We start from the raw sequence: 18,447 nt of genomic DNA on the forward strand, positions 1-18,447 counted from the left end.
TGTTAAATTTGGCTTTTGTATTTCTTTATTTTGTTTTATAGGATATTGATATTTTATTTTTTTTATTTATTAATTTGAACCCAAAAAAGGGTTGATTTTTTATTCTTATTGTTCATAATTCAACCCGCTTAATTGCGTTGGAATGGATACATTAAAATTTATTAAGGATATAAAATGAAAAAAATACTAGTAGCATTTGCCATGATGTTTGTTTTAACTGCTTGTAATAGTACATCTCAAGGTCGCGACTTTGATATGGAAGTTGTCAAAGGCTTTAAGAAAGGCGAAACAACACAAGAACAAGTAAGAGAAGCTATCGGCGACCCTATGGGCGTTAACGATATTGGTAACGATGAAGTCGTTTGGACATACAGCTACAGTGAAGGCCAAGGCGGTGGTATGTCTTACGTACCTTATGCAGGCCATGTTGGCGGCTCTCAAAATGAATCTAAAAATGTAACTATTCGTTTTAATTCAAGTGGTATAGTTTCTGGTTTATCATTTAACGAGACTGCTGGTAGCTCTTCGCACCTATAAGGTAGCTTTTGCTCACATTTTAACGCAATTATCTTATTACGGTTACACCCTGTAGCCGTAATACTCAATTTTGGCTTACAAATTTATACAACCCTTACACAAAATTATCGCTATCATTTAAGATGTATTCTTAAACTCTACTACTAAGTCTCGTTTTCTGAAATTTAAAATAATGATGGTAAGTAATGTCAGTTACTATATTCGCTTTGATAAATAACTCTACAAGTATGCAGCAGTGATACGACTTTAATAAACAATAGCTAAATGCTTCGAGATATTCTCTAGGTTTGATAACCGATTTACAGTAGTCCAATGTCATATTTTGTCTTGATGGTACTTTGGGTTTTCAATGTAACAGGGCAGGTTCAAGGTCATTGAGAAGTGAAATAACGCTTTAGAAAAGTAGAAGTGTTCCCCAAGAATGCGGTACTCGGTATTAGTCCTGAAACCATAAGGTCTCAGGGCGGGAATCTGCGGTTTACCGTAGGCTTCTCGGTACATGCCGAGCTTGCACAATAGTAGACGAACAGAAACCCTAACATAAAATTTATCGGCTCAGGGACTTAACCAAGCTCCAGCACCTCAGGGAACAACTTCAGTATATAAGACATAATCCAATCCTTAAACCCAAAATCAAAATAAATCTACTGTTTGCACGGTTTTCCATCACTGGTAACCAAGTATTTACTTTTAGGTTCGCATTTTGACCACTAAGCTTCGCGTTAAACAAGTAGCTTGATCCTAATCATACATTTTATTGGAGTTGCTATTTATCGAGTGGTAGCATTAGCTTAACTAACACAGTGAAGAGTCCATCATGAGCGAACTACCTGATTACCAACAAGCCCAATTATTACTTGAAAAAAACGAGATATTTGTTGCCCCAGCTGAAGCCCACGGCGTGATCAGTGGTTTACTTGCATGTGGATTGAGCATAGAGGCAAAAGAATACCTAGCCTTATTGAGTGACGTGTTCAATGATGGTCAATCATTTAGTAATGATCTAAAAACCTTTTTTGCCACTATTTATAAGCAAGTCGTCGATAGTTTTAGCGATGAAGAGTTTCAGTTTGACCTCTTTTTACCAAGTGAAGATGAAACCCTGATTGATCAAGCAAATGGCTTAGTGTCGTGGATTGCTGGTTTTATGTTGGGCTTTGGCTTAAAGCAAAAAGACTATGGCAAGCTATCAGCTGATGTTAAAGAGGTTATTAGCGATTTTAGTGAAATTACTCGCCTAGACACTATGTTTGATGAAACAGAAGAGGACGCTCAAGCACTTCACGAAGTGATTGAGTACGTGCGAGTGTCAGCATTGTTATGTTTTGCTGAACTTGGTAAAGAGCAAGTGACGGACACGAAAAAAACACTTCACTAAACAGTAAAACAGGGATAACTATGCCAACAGTGTGTATTGATAAAGCTGAGTTTAAAGCTCGTCGCGAGAGGTTACTCGCGATGATGGAACCAAACAGTGTGGCGATTATTCCTGCCGCCAGTGAGGTCACACGAAGCCGAGATACTGACTATGCTTTTCGCCAAGATAGCGACTTTTTCTATTTAACAGGGTTTAATGAACCTGATGCTGTTTTGGTACTTAACCCTGGCAGTGAAACGCCCTGTACACTGTTTTGTTTAAACAAAGATAAGCTCGCAGAAATATGGCATGGCCGCCGTATTGGCTTTGAAAAAGCGAAAGCAGAATACTTATTCGACCAAACATGTGCACTCAGTGAGCTAACTGAACAATTATTGAATTTGGTGAACGGCCAGCAGATTTTATTTTATGCACAAGGCACTTACCCTAGCTTCGATGACAAAGTATGGTCATTATTAGGCACACTGCGAAGTAACCGTTCATTTAAAGCACCCACAACGATCAAAGATATCAGTGCTTTGATCCATGAAATGCGTTTGTTTAAATCCCACGCTGAAATCAATATTATGCGCAGTGCATGTGAAATTAGTGCCGCCGGTCATATTCGCGCTATGCAGTTTGCTAAACCAGGCGTTACTGAATATCAACTTGAAGCTGAGCTACATCACCATTATGCGATGAATGGTGCGCGCCATCCAGCCTACGGTACTATTGTTGGTAGTGGCGATAATGCTAACATTTTGCACTACACCGATAACAGCGATGTAATTAACGATGGTGACTTAGTGCTTATTGATTCGGGTTGTGAGCTGCAAGGCTACGCCGCTGATATAACACGTACATTCCCTGTAAGTGGTCAATTCAGTGAACCTCAGGCCCAGCTTTATAATATCGTATTAGCTGCCCAAGAAGCTGCATTTACCGAGGTTAAACCGGGTGGTTGCCTTTCAAAAGCAAATAAATGCGCAATGACCGTACTTACTCAAGGCTTAATTGATTTAGGTATTCTGCAAGGTGAGTTACAAGAGCTTTTGGCAAGCCAAGCGTGCAAGGCATTTTATATGCATGGTCTTGGTCATTGGCTTGGTTTAGATGTTCACGATGTGGGTGACTATAAGCAAGATGAAAAAGAGCGCTCATTTGAGCCAGGCATGGTTCTGACTATTGAACCTGGGCTTTATATTAGCCTTGATGCTAAAGCACCAGAGCAATTTAAAGGTATTGGTATTCGTATTGAAGATAACCTGTTAGTTACAGAGCATGGCTATGAAAACTTAACTGCTAATGTACCTAAGACTATCAGTGAAATTGAAGCGCTTATGAGCTCAAAGGCTAACTAAGTGCTAGGAGTAAAGCGTGGCAGAACAGTTTGATGTTGTAATTATCGGTGGCGGCTTAGCAGGGGCAAGTTGTGCGTTAAGCCTTGCAAGTTATGCACCCGATTTAACCATCGCGGTTATTGAAGCCAATCAACCCAGTGGTGACTATCACCCTAGTTTTGATGATCGCAGTATTGCACTTGCCCAGCAGTCGGTGCAATTTTTACAAACTGCCAATATATTTGACCCACAAGCTTCGTTTGCAGCTGCAATTAAACAAGTTAGTGTGTCAGATCGCGGCCATTTTGGAAAAACGCATATTGATTGCAATGAATTTGCACAAAATGCTTTAGGTTATGTGGTTGAGGTTAACCCGTTTGGGCGCTCTTTACATAGTCAATTAATGAATACCCCAGTTAAAGTGTTTTGTCCTGATACCGTTGCAAGCTTAAATTATCAAGTAGACTCAGCACAGTTAATACTCGAGTCCGGAGCTGAGCTAAACGCAAAACTTGTGATCATTGCAGACGGTGCACAGTCACCAACACGTCAGTTAGCCAATATAAACTTTAACACTAAAGCATATTCACAAGGTGCGATCATTGCGAACATTGAGGTGGCTGGTGGTCACCACAATCACGCGTTTGAACGCTTCACTGAGCACGGACCTATGGCATTACTGCCGATGAGTAATAACCGTTACTCGTTAGTCTGGTGTATGGAACCTGAGCAAATAAAGCATCATATGGCGCTTGATGACGATGCATTTACCAGTGCGCTGCAAAATGATTTTGGCTATCGCGCAGGGCAATTTACTAAAGTTGGCGTGCGAGCTAGTTACCCGCTAGTTTATGGACGTGCAGATTCTCTTTTTAGCCATCGTACAGTATTAATTGGCAATGCAGGACACGCCATTCACCCAATAGCAGGGCAGGGCTTTAATTTAGGACTGCGGGATGTACAGCTATTATGTGAACTTGCCAGTAGCGAGCATGCAATGGGCAGTTACTCATTTGTGAGTGAGTATGCCAAGCAACGCTGCAACGATATTAATACCGTCATGACGCTTACAGACGGGTTGGTCAGGTTATTTTCAAATAAATCTCGAATTCTTGCATTTGGCCGAAGTTGTGGCTTATTCACCATGGATTTATGTTCATCATTAAAAACACCACTAGCAAAGCAGTTAATGGGACAAGTAACACAAGGTAAACGACTATGAAGCAAGCACAAGTGTGCATAGTGGGTGGTGGTTGCGTAGGATTGACGCTGGCACTGGGTTTAGCTAAAGCGAATATTAGCGTTGTTGTTGTTGATGCAGCAGCTAAACAGGCCCTTCCAGGTGAAGACTTTGGGTTACGCGTAAGTGCACTTAGCCTTGCAAGTCAGGCATTATTTGAATCCCTAAATGTGTGGCCAGAAATTGTTGCTCAACGCGCGCGAGCGTATACACACATGGATGTTCGCGACCAAGATAGCTTTGGTAAAATCGCATTTAATAGCGACGAGCTTGATTTACCTCAACTAGGCCATATCGTTGAAAACGACATTATCCGTTATGCTTTAATTAATGAGTTAGAACAGCAAAGCCAAGCAACATTATTATTTGATACGCGGTACCAGCAAATCCACCAAAGTGATAACGATGTATTTGTTACTCTTGAATCAGGTGAACCCATAATCGCTAAGCTTTTAGTGGCAGCTGATGGCGCAAATTCAGCCATTCGTAAACAGTTTAATTTACCAATCACGTTTAAAGACTATGATCATAATGCGCTTGTTGCCACGGTGAAAACGGCACAGCCACATGACAATACCGCGCGCCAAGTGTTTTTACCTACTGGGCCATTGGCCTTTTTACCTTTACCAGAGGCCAACACTCACTCTATTGTATGGTCAACCAGCCCCGCACATTGCGACACATTGTTAACTTTATCTGATAATGACTTTAATAAAGCAGTGATGGCTGCGCTCGATGGACAATGCGGTTTATGTGAAGTGCAAAGCCAGCGAGTCGCATTTCCACTTAAAATGCGTTACGCACAGCAGTGGGTTACAGGCAAAGTGGTATTGATTGGTGATGCTGCCCACACCATACACCCATTAGCAGGCCTTGGCATGAACTTAGGCCTTAAAGATGCCGCTTATTTAATTGAGTTGTTAAGCAATGAGTCTAATGGGTTTGCCGATGAGCGCACATTGCGTGATTATGAGCGCACCCGTAAGCTTGATGCACAAAAGCACATTGCCATGATGCAAGGTTTAAAAGAACTGTTTGAAGGGGCACACCCGTTGAAAAAATTAGTTCGAGGGCTCGGATTAAGTATGGTTGATAACTTAGGACCAATAAAAAACTTGTTTGCCAGCCAAGCGATAGGCAAGTAAAACCACAGCTCTGGCGTTTAGGCTTTAGCCGAAACAGTAATGGAGATTGAAGTTGCAGGTGGCTTTAATCTAAGCCTTTAATAACTCATGATCTATAAAAAAACCGTGTTTGAATTAACAAACACGGTTTTTATAATTTTTAGCCTTTAGCCTTTAGCCTTTAGCCTTTAGCCTTTAGCCTTTAGTCTAGAAAGCGTAGCTGTAACCTAGTTGTAGGGTACGAGGTTTACCAGGTTGAATACCGCCATTTGCGCGGTTAGCAACGTAGGTTTTATCAAACAGGTTATCCACTGTTAGGTATACTTTTTGATAGTCATCAATTAAGTATTTAGCGGCTAAATCCCACACTACGCGACTGTCGATAGCATTAAGGCCATCTGTAGATAAGTCAGCGTGAGCATCTGATACGTAACGAACTTGCGTGTCAAACACGAAGCTTGAAAGCTGCGCACCCATAGATAAGGCAAGTTGGTTTTCAGGAACGTAAGGCATAGCGTCGCCTTTACTTACAGACCCCCAAATGTCTGACTCAAATTCATTTTTAAATTGAGAGTCAGTGTATGTGTAAGTCAAACGCACTGGGAATGACGCACTGTTAGTAGCGAAAACGCGACCAGCAGAGAATTCAAAACCTGATACTTCTACTTCACCGTAGTTGTATTGATCGCCAATGTTATCATCGTTACAACCCACAGACGCCGTACAGTTACCGTGCATGTTGTCGTAATCAGAGAAGAATGCAATAACTTCACCGTCAAAGCCCGCGACGTTATAACGACCACCAAACTCAATATTTAAGCTTTCTTCTTCTTCTTGATCGGCATTACCAGGGGCTGCAGGTGCATAACCTTGTTGAATACCGGCAAGTAGCGTTAGGCTATCGTTTACAGTATAAGTTGCACCGAGTGACGGGATTAAGATTTGCGTATCGTTAGAGATGTCTTTTTTAAGAGCACCTTCACGCTTTGGATCTGTTTTTTCCCATTCTTGGCGGTTAATAGTGATATCCTCATAGCGAAGGCCTGCACTAACCATTAATGCATCCATAGTCCATTCGTCATGAACAAATAACGTTGTTGCTTCAGCGCTATCAATACGGTTGCTGTTAGAACCTGGTAAGCCTTTGCTTGTCAGGGTCATAGATAGATCTTGGTTAAGCGTGTACTTGTCTTCCCACTGGAAACGGTCCATTTCGTCTTCATGGTAGCGTACACCAACCGTTAGGTAGTGGTTGCCAGCTGGAATGTGCAGCTCAGACTGAATACCTTTTGCTTGGTAGTCGCGGTTATTGGCTTTAATACCAATACCTTCAATACCTTCGCTTGTTGGGTTTGCTTCAAACTCGCTGTACTGTTGTAAGTAGCTTTCGCTTACTTTGCTTGCTTTGTACCAGTTACGATGAAAGTCGTTTAAATATGCTGTTGCAAGAAACTCATAGCCATCACCAAAACGGTATGCATAGTTTAATTGATATGCGTTGTGCTGTGTGTTCATTACATCATTTTGCGAAGCCGCATAACGACGATATGGAGATTCATCGTAATCAGCTTGTGTTAAACCCATGTAAGTTTCATCAGATGTTTCGTCTGAGTATTTAACTTTCATTTCAAGGTTATGTGCTTCGTTTTCACCAAAGTCAAAACCAAACTTTACTAATAAGTCGTTTTTTTCAAAACCGGTATTGTCGCTGCCTACAGGTAAGTCTTTAAAGCCATCAGCGCCGTAAGTAAATACTTCAACTAAACCTGCGGCATTGTTTTTCTTTTTACCAAAGTAAGCGTGGCCTTTATAAAAACCGTCTGAACCAAGTTCAGCATTAACTAAGCCTGTTGAGCCTTCAGTAGGTAAGCTACGCGATACTAAGTTTAATACACCACCTGTTGTACGTGGGCCATACTTAACCGATGCCGCGCCTTTTAAAATTTCAACTGATTCCATACGACCCATTGTTGGGAAGTAGTATGCCGAAGGTGCTGAGTAAGGAGCTGGCGCTGCAAGCACACCATCTTCCATTACTGAGATTTTATCATTACGACCAGTACCTGTACCGCGCATACCAATATTAGGGCGAAGGCCATAGCCATCTTCTTCTTGAACATACACACCCGGTACAGAACTTAATACACGTGAAATATCTGTGTATTCAAATTTCTCTAGTTCTTCGTCACTAATAAAAGTAGCTGAGCCAGGAATGTCATTAATGGCCGCTTGTGAGCCAATTACGGTAATTTGCTCAAAGTTTTTTTCTTCATTAGTTGCATCTTTTGCAAACGCATTGGCACTTAATGATAAAGCGATAGCCGTCGAAAGTGTTGAAACAATAAACTTAGGTGTCATTGTGCTTCCTATTTGGGTTCGATTTTGATTCTAATTTAAACTGGCGCAATTTAAACATGTAAAATAATACGAATCAATCCTATTTGTGATAATGATAGCGTTAACTGGTTGTTTATTGTACATGGCGCTCAAGAAACGCCCGTTTGGATAATGGAAACAAATGATTTGAGTGTATGTAAGGCGAGTAAATAACCCTAAGTTAAACGCAGCGCAATAAACTCGGCGAGTTTATCGGCCGCGTTATCAGGCTGATCAGCGCGTTTAATTAAGCTAATACCAATTTGCCCAAGTTCAGGTAGGTGTTTTGTTTGTAATTGATAGTTAAGCTCATTTGGTACCGTACTTTTTGCCAGTACGGTAATGCCAAGCCCTTCTTTTAATGCCGCTGTTAGGCCTGTTAAATCGGCATTACTGTAGGCAATGCGGTAATTTATACCAGCTTGTTTTAAGGCTTCAATGGCGCGGCGGCGATAGATACAGCCTTCTGGCGCGGTTACTAATGTCACTACTTCGTTTTGCACTAATGATAAATCGCCAACCCACACAAGTTGGTCTTGCATAAAAACGGGGAACTTTTCAGAGTTTAAATCTTCATTTAATGCCAACACTAAATCAAATTGATCCTCTCGCGACACGGAGAGTAAATGTTTGCTTAACCGTGATTTAACCTCTAACGATACATCGGGATATAGCGCAATAAAATCACCAATGATAGAGGGCAATATACGCGCAGCAAATTCGCTGGGAATACCTAATCTGACTTTGCCAGTAACGTTTTCTTTGGTAAACAACTGTAAGATACTGTCGTTTTGCAATAGCATGTGTTTTGCCATCGGCAATAATAGTTCACCATACTGGTTAAGCACTTGGCGCTGACCTTGCTTTTTAAATAGCTTATGGCCGAGCATGTCCTCGAGGCGTTTAATTTGTAAGCTCACAGCGGGTTGAGAAAGCCCTAATAATTCGCCCGCTTTGGCGAATCCACCTACTTCGACCACGGTAATTAAAGTGCGTAATCCGTCTGTTGAAATATTCTTCATATAAAAAAATTCAATTTATAAGGTTAAATACATAATTATTATTTATCAATTGATAAGAAATTACAATTTGTTGTTCACCAGCTCCCACAATATACTTTCTAAACTATAGATTGATAGGTGTCTACAATGACTTTTACTCCAATAATGTTTGCTCGTCACAGCCAACTCGAAGCGCCGCAGAGCAATATGCTACAGGCCGATAGTAATAGTGTGGTCATTGATTTTAGCGGCACTGAAGCAATCCCATTTTTAACGGCTATTTTAGGGTTAGATTTAAATAAACTAACTGCCAGCGGCTTGGGCCTAAAAGGTACGTTAGACGGTGACTTAAATAGCACCTATAGTTTTGCTTTGTATTACTTTAGTGAGACCGCCTTTAGATTTGTTTTGCATAGCGATGCCAGCGCGCAACTTCAGTCGCTTATTTGTGAGCAACAGCTACGTTACGATATTGAATTTGTTGTACGCAGTGATTTAGCTGTATTAACCCTATGCGGTGAGCAAGCGTTTGATACATTGATTGACGCTTTTAAACTTACCCCTGGTTTACGCTTATCTAACGCGACAAGCTGTTATGGGGCACAAAGTGGCGAGGTATTTATTACCGCCATCGATAAACAATCTCAGCAATATTTTCAGCTGGTGGCTAAAACCCCAGCGCTTGCAAAATGGCAAGCAACATTACAGCAACGCGGGTTTGATTTAACTCTGCCTGAGGTTGCTTAACTAGTTTTTAAAACTCGGTTTTTGAGCCGTGTTTGTAGTAACAAATCGCAATTTGGGTGTCAGTGCAGTACAACTTATGTATAATCGCCGCCCATGTTATTCCCCCTCATTAGATTGAGGCCACGCCCAACATTGGGTTAATTATAAAGTGAAGGAATATTATGACTTCTAAAACAGTTTTACATGCAAAGCACCTTGAAGCTAACGCTAAAATGGTTGATTTCCACGGCTGGGAAATGCCAATCAACTATGGTTCACAAATCGAAGAGCACAACGCAGTGCGCACCGATGCTGGCATGTTTGACGTATCGCACATGACGATTGTGGATGTTAAAGGCGAGCAAGCACAAGCATTCTTACGCAAACTAGTTGCTAACGACGTGGCTAAGTTAACTGTTCCAGGTAAAGCTTTATACACAGGTATGCTTAACGAACAAGGCGGCGTAATCGACGACCTTATCATCTACTTCTTCTCTGAAACGCAATACCGTTTAGTTGTTAACTCAGCAACTCGCGAAAAAGATTTAGCACATATGGCTAAAGTATCAGCCGATTTTGCCGTTGAAGTGACTGAGCGCCCTGAGTTTGCAATGATTGCAGTACAAGGCCCTAATGCTAAAGCAAAAACAGCCACACTTTTAACAGCTGATCAACAAGCTGCTGTTGAAGGTATGAAGCCATTCTTTGGTGTTCAAGTTGGTGATTTATTTATTGCGACAACAGGCTATACTGGCGAAGACGGTTATGAAATTGTAGTACCGAACGATCAAGCTGCTGATCTTTGGCAACAACTGCTAGATGCAGGTGTTAAACCAGCAGGCCTTGGCGCACGTGACACACTACGTTTAGAAGCAGGTATGAACCTTTACGGCCTAGATATGGACGAAAGCGTTTCACCACTTGCAGCAAACATGGCGTGGACCATTGCGTGGGAGCCTGAAGATCGTGACTTTATCGGTCGTGATGTATTAGTTAAGCAACGCGCAGAAAAAAGCACTGACAAACTAGTTGGCCTAGTGCTTGAAGAAAAAGGCGTGTTGCGTAGCGGTTCAAAAGTAATCGTTGAAGGTGGCGAAGGCGTTATTACCTCTGGTACTTTCTCACCTACTCTTGGCTTTAGTGTTGCCCTTGCACGTGTACCACGTTCAACTGGCGAGACAGCTCAAGTAGAAATGCGTAAAAAATTAGTAAACGTAAAAGTAGTTAAACCAAGCTTTGTACGTAACGGTAAGTCTGTACTTTAAAGTATTAATTAAAATTTGGTGTTATCACCCAATATAAACCAAAGGAACAAACACATGAGCAATATCCCTAGCGAGTTAAAGTATGCCTCTTCACACGAGTGGGTTCGCAACGAAGGTGACGGTACTTTCACTGTAGGTATTTCTGAGCATGCACAAGAGCTTCTTGGCGACATGGTATTTGTTGAATTACCAGAAGTAGGCGACGAAGTAGACGCTGGCGAAGATTGTGCAGTTGCAGAGTCTGTTAAAGCAGCATCAGACATCTACGCACCAATCGGTGGCGAAATCATTGAAATCAATGAAGATCTTGAAGATGCACCAGAAACTGTAAACAACGACGCTTACGGCGACGGTTGGTTATTCCGCATTAAAGCATCTGACGAGTCTGAGCTTGAAAACTTGCTTGACGCTGAAGGCTATGCAAACACTATCGACGAAGACTAATCATTAGTTTTCGCCGTACTAAAAGCCCCGTCATACACAGTACTTACGGGGCTTTTATGATTTTACCGCTTACCTTTCCATACATTGTAAGTCACTAAATCAAAAAGCTTTTAAGTTATTGCTAGTTACCCATTAGTGATAACCATTTATTTTTTGGATCATAGGAATCTGGACAAATGTCAAACGCCAAATCTCTTGAACAATTAGAGCAAACGCAAGATTTTATTCGCCGCCATATTGGGCCAAGCCCAGCACAAGTAAGCGATATGCTAAGTGCTCTTGGAGTATCGAGTGTTGAAGAGCTGATCGGTCAAACTGTACCTGCAAGCATCCGCTTAGAAGAAGGCCTAACAATCGGCGAAAGCCGCACTGAAGTTGAAACACTAAGCTACTTAAAATCAGTAGCCAGCAAAAATAAAGTGTTCAAATCTTATATTGGTCAAGGCTACCACCCAACTCATGTACCACATGTAATTTTACGTAACGTACTTGAGAACCCAGGCTGGTACACAGCGTACACTCCATACCAACCAGAGATTGCTCAAGGGCGTTTAGAGTCATTACTTAACTTCCAAACTATGACCTTAGACCTTACAGGTCTTGATTTAGCAAGTGCATCATTACTTGATGAATCAACCGCTGCTGCAGAGGCAATGGGCCTTGCAAAGCGTGTATCTAAAGCTAAAAAAGCGAATATCTTCTTTATTGCTGATGACGTACACACACAAACAATCGACGTTGTAGCAACACGTGCCGATCAGTTTGGTTTTGAAGTTGTGGTAGGTCCTGCGGCTGATGCAGTGAATCACGAGATTTTTGGTGCGTTATTCCAATACCCGTCAACATCAGGTGAAGTGGTCGACATCACAGATTTAATTGCTGGCGTACAAAGCAAAAAAGCGATTGCCTGTGTTGCAGCCGACATCATGAGCTTATTACTATTAAAAGCACCGGGCAAACTAGGCGCAGACGTAGTACTTGGTTCTGCACAGCGTTTTGGTGTACCAATGGGTTACGGCGGTCCTCATGCTGCATTCTTTGCAACACGTGATTCGTACAAGCGCTCATTACCAGGTCGTATCATTGGTGTATCTAAAGACCGTTTAGGTAACGATGCGCTACGTATGGCAATGCAAACGCGCGAGCAACACATTCGCCGCGACAAAGCCAACTCAAACATTTGTACAGCGCAAGTATTACTTGCCAATATGGCAGCGTTTTACGCGGTGTACCATGGCCCACAAGGCTTAAAAACAATCGCACAGCGTATTCATCGCTTTGCTGATATTTTAGCTGCTGGTCTACAAGCTAAAGGCGTAAACCTGAAGCACAGCACATGGTTTGATACCCTAACTGTAGTTAGCGACAACAAAGACGACGTAGTAGCACGTGCAATTGCAAATGGCGTTAACTTTGCAACTAACCATGACGGCGAATACTCAATTGCAGTATCAGAAACCACAACCCGCGCAGATGTAGCTGAACTATTCGACATCGTATTAGGTGAAGGCCATGGTTTAAGTGTTGATGCAATTGCCGCTGACATTGAAGCAAACGGTAGCGAGTCTATTCCTGCAAGCCTAGTACGTGATGACGAAGTGCTAACGCACCCGAACTTCAACTCGTACCACAGCGAAACTGAGATGCTGCGTTATATCAAGCGTCTTGAAAACAAAGATTTAGCGCTTAACCACTCAATGATTTCGTTAGGTTCATGTACTATGAAACTAAACGCGACAGCTGAGATGATCCCAATCACGTGGCCTGAGTTTGCTAACCTTCACCCATTCTGCCCGCTAGACCAAGCAGAAGGTTACCAAATCATGATTAACGAACTACATGATTGGTTGGTTAACATTACCGGTTACGACGCCGTATCACTACAGCCAAACTCTGGCGCACAAGGTGAATACGCAGGCTTAATCGCAATTCGTAAATACCACGAGTCACGTGGCGATGCACACCGTAACATTTGTTTGATCCCAAGTTCAGCGCACGGTACTAACCCGGCATCAGCACAAATGGCGAGCATGAAAATCGTAGTTGTTGATTGTGACAAAAACGGTAACGTTGATATGGCTGACCTTAAAGCGAAAGCTGAAGAAGTATCAGAAAACCTATCATGCATCATGATCACATACCCGTCTACGCACGGTGTATACGAAGAAACAATCCGCGAAATTTGCGACATCGTGCACGAGCACGGCGGCCAAGTTTACATGGACGGCGCGAACATGAACGCCCAAGTAGGTGTAACTAGCCCAGGTTCTATCGGCTCAGACGTATCACACTTAAACTTACACAAAACGTTCTGTATTCCGCACGGTGGCGGTGGCCCAGGTGTTGGTCCAATCGGTGTTAAATCACACCTTGCTGAGTTTATGCCTAACCATAGCATCATCAACGTACCGGGTACTAAAATTGGTAACGGTGCAGTATCTGCGGCGCCTTATGGCTCAGCAGCGATTCTACCAATCTCATGGGCTTACATTGCCATGATGGGTAGCGAAGGCCTTAAACAAGCCACTGAAATGGCGATTGTAAGTGCAAACTATTTAACGCATGAGTTAAGCCAGCACTTCCCAATTTTATACCGTGGCCGCAACAACCGTGTTGCGCATGAGTGTATTGTTGACTTACGCCCACTTAAAGAAGCCTCAGGCATCACTGAAATGGACGTGGCTAAGCGCTTACAAGATTACGGTTTCCACTCACCAACCATGTCGTTCCCAGTAGCAGGCACATTAATGGTTGAGCCAACTGAGTCTGAGTCTAAAGTTGAGATCGACCGTTTCATCGAAGCGATGGTGTCAATCAAAGGCGAAATCGAAAAAGTAACGTCAGGCGAATGGTCTATCGAAAACAACCCGCTAGTGTTTGCACCGCATACACAAGCTGACGTACTAGGTAATGAGTGGGATCGTGCATACGACCGTTTCTACGCAGCATTCCCAGTACCGAGCGTAGCAAAAGACAAGTTCTGGCCTACAGTAACGCGTATCGATGACGTATACGGCGACCGTAACCTAGTGTGTTCATGCCCAGCGGTAGAGACATATCGTGATTAATAATTTTTAGAATTTCCATTTAAAAGTTGGGAATTTGTAAAATTTAAAAAGCCGTTGCAGCAATGCAACGGCTTTTTTGTGCATGGTGATAAGTCATAAATTATATGAACGTAGGTTGGGTTGAGTGCAACGAAACCCAACGATTCTCCAATATCATTACCATCTCCCAAGCGCGTAAATATGTATTGTTTGTAGGTTGCTCTTTAGGGCGGTAAGTGAATTGCACCACAGAGATCACAGAGGCGGTCCGTTGCACCGAGGTTAAATATTGTTGTAGGCGCTGAGCTTGCAGGCGCGTGGGTTTGTAGGTTGGGCTTTAGCCCAAAAAGTTGTATCACCTTGGCTGATGGTTCTTACTGCTAATTTTAGTCTGGATAAATCCTCGGCCTACATTAGAAGCCTTATTCAAGGTTTTGTCGCGCTGGCGACAGCAGCCAAAGAGGGCTGCCGTTGACCCCTCTCTGGACTCTCCCAGCGCACCCGAGCATCACGCAATTTCCTTCAAACCACAATTGATGTCAACGTAAGCGCCGTGTAATCGCCATCCATGGCGAAGTCACGGCTCTTATTTCATCCATGAAATGAATTACTCATCAATTGCTTATTTTCAGGGCGAGATGATGGGGGAAGGGTGTTAAACGTGAGGTTGGTGTTTGATCTTGGCAAGATGCAAGACCTGACCCTCCGCATTCATGAAAAAGGGGATAAATCGCCATATTTTTGTTTTGCTACTTCATATATTTGCATATGAAGGTCTTCATCTTTGTTATAGCTGCCCGTTGGCTTTCTACCTTTAAGGTAGTTACCTAATTTAATATCTTGAAAATTATCTAACCAAAACAAATTTTCACGAAAATCATCTTCTGTTGTAAACATACCATTTATATAAAATAATCTTAGTTGATCAATTTGTTTGGTACAGTACCTATCTAAAGGTTGATAACTTGCAGAAGCATAATTAGTGAGAATTAAAGCAAATACTATTAGATATTTAATCATTTGATTGCTCCTTCTAAGGGGTTACAGTTTTTATCTGCTGCATAATGAAAATCGTCATCCCAAGCAATATAGTCACTAATTTTATTTTGGCTTTTACGGTTTGCGTAGGCTCTGTCTATTGTATTGAAGTACATAAGTTTTGGGTTTCTAAAATGTGGGTGCTTAGTTTGAAGTTGTCTTGTACACATACTAATATTTATAAAATCCAAAATAATCTGCTTACCAATCTCAGTATCTAAATTTGGGATACGGCCTTGCTTAATATCAATAACCAGTTGTAATGTTGAAGCGGCACTTAAACTAAAGGTGATGAGCTGTGGAGAATTAAACTTTTCATACACATAGCGCTCATAATCGTCGCGGATACCGTTGTCATTTTGATCAACCCCGTCCAACGTTTTATAGTCGTCAGGGTGTTCAGGTGGTAGTTCTGGGGTTAGATAAAATAAATCTTTAATACGTTGCCAGCTACTGTGAGGTTTAGGTTCGTTATTCTCATTCCAATAGCGGGCAAGGTAATAGTCGGGTCCATGTTTTACAAGGTTACCTCCTTGATACACTTTGTTTGCTTGCCACTTTTCTATCATGGTATTTTGCAGCCAAATCCAACCATCCCAATGGGGTTGGTTTTCTATCGGTTCAATGCCTTTAACCCAAAAAGCGGCAATAAATAAGCTGTTGTTGTGAGTCACAACATCACCGGCGATATAAATTGAGCTGGCATTCCATTGTGGGTGGTTTGGTTGAATATCGGTTAAGTTTATATTTTTAGATTGTGAGTTCAGCTGAAAAATATTTGTCGCGTAAGCGTGCGAACAAAAAAGTAACCAAGCAATAATAATGATGAGTTTAGTCATTTCAAAATCCTTTTAATTGTCGTTTCATTACCTTTTAAATTGAGTCCACTTTTTAGGTAAAAGCAACGTGGGAGGATTAAATATTTCAAAATCATTGATGAGTTTGAAAAGTAGCAACACTTGGTTTTGCATACAAAGGTCAAGAAACCTGGTGTGGCTTAAATTGTATGTCGTCATTTAGGGCGAGAAGTGAATTTCACCACAGAGAACTCAGAGGCGCTTCGCGCTGCACCGAGGTTAAAGGTATTACCGTAGGCGCTAAGCTTGCTGGCGCGTGTGGTTATATGTTCATTGCTCGCTAACTTGAAGCTTTATAACTCGCTAACTTTTTATATTTTGTCGGGATAAATCCGCGACCTACATTAGAAACCTTATTCAAGGTCTTTTGCCAGATTGCTGGCGGCAACCAAAGAGGGATCGATTTTCAAATTGATTCTGCTGCAAGCAATTCATCCCTGAAGCTGGATTCCTGTCAGCATCCATGCTTCCACTTCCTCGCGCTGCGAAACTTCGTTTCGGTCACTCGTCAACCACGGCGCCCCGAGCATCACGCTTAATCCTTCAAATAATGAATTGATGTGAACGTAAGCGGCGAAGATAGGCCGTCTTTCACATCCCTGTACGCTCCCCAGTTCGGCCATCCATGGCCTCTCGTTCAAAGCAGCGCTTTTCACCCATGGCTTAGTTTCGCCTTATCGCGCATCCATGCGCAATACTACTCATCAATTGCTTATTTTCAGGGCGTGATGACGGGGGGAGGGTGTTAATCGTGAGTTTGGTCTTTGCAAGAAACAAGACCTGACCCTCCGCATTTCTCCATGTCGAAGTCACGGCTTTCATTTCATCCATGAAATGCATTACTCATCAATTGCTTTTTTTAAGGGCGTGATGACGGAGGAGGGGGGGTTAAACGTGAAGTTGGAGTTTGCTCTTGGCAATATGCAAGACATAGCACCGCGGTTTCCAGTCATAGAAAAGCGCACTACCTTTGTACACCTAGTTCAGAATTGCATTGCTTTGAGTGCTTTTTAACTAATTGATAATATTTTATTAGTGGATATAAGAAGACCAAAGCAACAAAAAAAATGATGTTAGAAAATAACAACATTTCATTTGTAGTATAACCTCCAGCAGTAAACTCATAATAAAGCGTCAAAAGTACTGTCATTATTTGAGCGTATATAATGAGTAACCAAATGATATGATGCAAAATATAACGTTTATATATAATACCTAAACATGCGCCGATAGTAAGAGTATCAAACGTAAATGTAAGATAACTCAGCCACACTGGCTGAATTGTTTGCAAGCTTATATTGAAAAAGGAGTTATAGATGTCACAGCCTGTGGTAAGTAAAAGCAATAGGAGAAAAAAATACCAAAATAGATTGCTTTTCATAGTATCAATACCAATAACCATAAGGTATATCGTTCGGATTTTTTGGTAGTTTTGACCAACCGTCACTGTCATCTATGTATCGTTTGGTAAAGTTTCTTCTTATCGCACCTGCTGGCGCAAGATTTGCTAGTATTTTTAATAAATTGGTAGATTCAACTGAACTGCGGCCATAAGTTTGAATCGTAAGTTTTATGGTAGGATAAACTCTAGTGTATGCTTCATTTGCATCTTTATGATTACCGATGAATTGGCGATATACGAAATGGCCTACTGAAGCAATTCTACCGGCAATACCTGCTTTTTTCACAACATTCATCTCTTTTGATGAACTCATAACTTTCCTTGTTCCTTTTTTGACCTATGCCGAAATTCGATATTCTCACTTTTTTTTTGTAATGTAAACTAACAATTTTTTAAGGTTATGGGGGCTTTCTATTTATATACAGTTAACGCAAAAGCAAACGCGAAGGTGGCCCAGGCTTTCACGCTCCCTCAGTTCGAGCAACATGGTCTCCCGTTATATACTACGCTTTTCACCCATGGCGAAGTCACGGCTTTCATTTAATTGCTTACATGGATGTAGGTGCTTAGGATTTGTCGGGAACAAAATCCTGCTATGCTCGATATTACTCATCAGTTGCTTATTTCAGGGCGTGATGACGGGGGAGAGTGTTAAACGTGAGATTGGTGTTTGGTCTTGGCAAGATGCAAGAC

General features: G+C 41.9%; 14 protein-coding genes and 1 other RNA gene. 9 read left to right on the plus strand and 6 right to left on the minus strand.

Going from position 1 to position 18,447, the window contains the following annotated elements:
* The first annotated feature begins 174 nt into the window (after positions 1–174).
* Positions 175–537: an outer membrane protein assembly factor BamE gene (bamE, locus tag C7Y70_RS14505; RefSeq protein ID WP_135475419.1), complete on the plus strand. Its 363-nt coding sequence runs from the start codon at positions 175–177 to the stop codon at positions 535–537.
* Positions 538–945: 408 nt separating this feature from the next.
* Here the strand turns inward: bamE and ssrS are convergent.
* Positions 946–1,129, minus strand: a non-coding RNA gene (gene ssrS / locus C7Y70_RS14510) — 6S RNA.
* 225 nt (positions 1,130–1,354) lie between these two features.
* On the opposite strand from ssrS, the gene C7Y70_RS14515 reads away from it, so the two are divergent.
* The 4 genes from C7Y70_RS14515 to C7Y70_RS14530 are packed head-to-tail and all read left to right on the plus strand — an operon-like array spanning position 1,355 to position 5,619.
* A complete protein-coding gene (locus C7Y70_RS14515) occupies positions 1,355–1,915 on the plus strand; it encodes a UPF0149 family protein (RefSeq protein ID WP_099296441.1) in 561 nt (186 codons plus the stop codon).
* Between the two features lie 20 nt (positions 1,916–1,935).
* Positions 1,936–3,255, plus strand: coding sequence for a Xaa-Pro aminopeptidase (pepP, locus tag C7Y70_RS14520; RefSeq protein WP_135475420.1), 1,320 nt, complete (start codon positions 1,936–1,938; stop codon positions 3,253–3,255).
* A 16-nt stretch (positions 3,256–3,271) separates the two neighbouring features.
* Positions 3,272–4,456 carry a 2-octaprenyl-6-methoxyphenyl hydroxylase gene (gene ubiH, locus C7Y70_RS14525; RefSeq protein WP_135475421.1) on the plus strand — a complete coding sequence of 395 codons (1,185 nt, stop codon included), beginning with the start codon at positions 3,272–3,274 and terminating at the stop codon, positions 4,454–4,456.
* Positions 4,453–5,619 carry an FAD-dependent monooxygenase gene (locus tag C7Y70_RS14530; RefSeq protein ID WP_135475422.1) on the plus strand — a complete coding sequence of 389 codons (1,167 nt, stop codon included), beginning with the start codon at positions 4,453–4,455 and terminating at the stop codon, positions 5,617–5,619. The genes ubiH and C7Y70_RS14530 overlap by 4 nt, the downstream gene beginning before the upstream one ends.
* Positions 5,620–5,805: 186 nt before the next feature.
* Here C7Y70_RS14530 and C7Y70_RS14535 read toward each other — a convergent pair whose 3' ends face one another.
* Positions 5,806–7,956 (minus strand): TonB-dependent receptor, encoded by a 2,151-nt coding sequence (locus C7Y70_RS14535; protein WP_135475423.1) that lies wholly within the window; start codon positions 7,954–7,956, stop codon positions 5,806–5,808.
* A gap of 194 nt (positions 7,957–8,150) precedes the next feature.
* Complete coding sequence (locus C7Y70_RS14540; protein WP_099296430.1) at positions 8,151–8,996, minus strand: LysR family transcriptional regulator; 846 nt, start codon at positions 8,994–8,996, stop codon at positions 8,151–8,153.
* Positions 8,997–9,122: 126 nt separating this feature from the next.
* Between C7Y70_RS14540 and C7Y70_RS14545 the strand changes: the two genes are divergently transcribed.
* From C7Y70_RS14545 to gcvP, 4 genes are all read left to right on the plus strand, one after another.
* On the plus strand, positions 9,123–9,722 hold the full coding sequence (locus C7Y70_RS14545; protein WP_099296429.1) for a hypothetical protein: 600 nt from the start codon (positions 9,123–9,125) through the stop codon (positions 9,720–9,722).
* 161 nt (positions 9,723–9,883) lie between these two features.
* The gene (gene gcvT, locus C7Y70_RS14550) at positions 9,884–10,966 is read left to right on the plus strand and encodes a glycine cleavage system aminomethyltransferase GcvT (RefSeq protein ID WP_135475424.1); all 1,083 of its coding nucleotides are present in this window, start codon (positions 9,884–9,886) and stop codon (positions 10,964–10,966) included.
* A gap of 54 nt (positions 10,967–11,020) precedes the next feature.
* On the plus strand, positions 11,021–11,410 hold the full coding sequence (gcvH, locus tag C7Y70_RS14555; protein ID WP_135475425.1) for a glycine cleavage system protein GcvH: 390 nt from the start codon (positions 11,021–11,023) through the stop codon (positions 11,408–11,410).
* Positions 11,411–11,586: 176 nt separating this feature from the next.
* Positions 11,587–14,478, plus strand: coding sequence for an aminomethyl-transferring glycine dehydrogenase (gene gcvP / locus C7Y70_RS14560; protein ID WP_135475426.1), 2,892 nt, complete (start codon positions 11,587–11,589; stop codon positions 14,476–14,478).
* A 690-nt stretch (positions 14,479–15,168) separates the two neighbouring features.
* Here gcvP and C7Y70_RS14565 read toward each other — a convergent pair.
* From C7Y70_RS14565 to C7Y70_RS14575, 3 genes are all read right to left on the minus strand, one after another.
* Complete coding sequence (locus C7Y70_RS14565) at positions 15,169–15,477, minus strand: hypothetical protein (protein ID WP_245321531.1); 309 nt, start codon at positions 15,475–15,477, stop codon at positions 15,169–15,171.
* Positions 15,474–16,334, minus strand: coding sequence for a chitodextrinase (locus tag C7Y70_RS14570; protein ID WP_135475428.1), 861 nt, complete (start codon positions 16,332–16,334; stop codon positions 15,474–15,476). The genes C7Y70_RS14565 and C7Y70_RS14570 overlap by 4 nt, the downstream gene beginning before the upstream one ends.
* Positions 16,335–17,737: 1,403 nt before the next feature.
* The gene (locus C7Y70_RS14575) at positions 17,738–18,067 is read right to left on the minus strand and encodes a hypothetical protein (protein ID WP_135475430.1); all 330 of its coding nucleotides are present in this window, start codon (positions 18,065–18,067) and stop codon (positions 17,738–17,740) included.
* Between the last annotated feature and the right edge of the window lie 380 nt (positions 18,068–18,447).

Source organism: Pseudoalteromonas sp. KS88 (assembly GCF_004766475.1).
Classification (GTDB): Bacteria; Pseudomonadota; Gammaproteobacteria; order Enterobacterales; family Alteromonadaceae; genus Pseudoalteromonas.

Bases quoted from the DNA above. Each gene is read 5' to 3' on its own strand.
- C7Y70_RS14540 (WP_099296430.1), bottom strand. From the start codon at position 8,996: ATGAAGAATATTTCAACAGACGGATTACGCACTTTAATTACCGTGGTC.
- bamE (WP_135475419.1), top strand. From the start codon at position 175: ATGAAAAAAATACTAGTAGCATTTGCCATGATGTTTGTTTTAACTGCT.
- C7Y70_RS14570 (WP_135475428.1), bottom strand. From the start codon at position 16,334: ATGACTAAACTCATCATTATTATTGCTTGGTTACTTTTTTGTTCGCAC.
- C7Y70_RS14565 (WP_245321531.1), bottom strand. From the start codon at position 15,477: ATGATTAAATATCTAATAGTATTTGCTTTAATTCTCACTAATTATGCT.
- C7Y70_RS14545 (WP_099296429.1), top strand. From the start codon at position 9,123: ATGACTTTTACTCCAATAATGTTTGCTCGTCACAGCCAACTCGAAGCG.
- gcvP (WP_135475426.1), top strand. From the start codon at position 11,587: ATGTCAAACGCCAAATCTCTTGAACAATTAGAGCAAACGCAAGATTTT.
- pepP (WP_135475420.1), top strand. From the start codon at position 1,936: ATGCCAACAGTGTGTATTGATAAAGCTGAGTTTAAAGCTCGTCGCGAG.
- gcvT (WP_135475424.1), top strand. From the start codon at position 9,884: ATGACTTCTAAAACAGTTTTACATGCAAAGCACCTTGAAGCTAACGCT.
- C7Y70_RS14530 (WP_135475422.1), top strand. From the start codon at position 4,453: ATGAAGCAAGCACAAGTGTGCATAGTGGGTGGTGGTTGCGTAGGATTG.
- C7Y70_RS14515 (WP_099296441.1), top strand. From the start codon at position 1,355: ATGAGCGAACTACCTGATTACCAACAAGCCCAATTATTACTTGAAAAA.
- gcvH (WP_135475425.1), top strand. From the start codon at position 11,021: ATGAGCAATATCCCTAGCGAGTTAAAGTATGCCTCTTCACACGAGTGG.
- C7Y70_RS14535 (WP_135475423.1), bottom strand. From the start codon at position 7,956: ATGACACCTAAGTTTATTGTTTCAACACTTTCGACGGCTATCGCTTTA.
- C7Y70_RS14575 (WP_135475430.1), bottom strand. From the start codon at position 18,067: ATGAGTTCATCAAAAGAGATGAATGTTGTGAAAAAAGCAGGTATTGCC.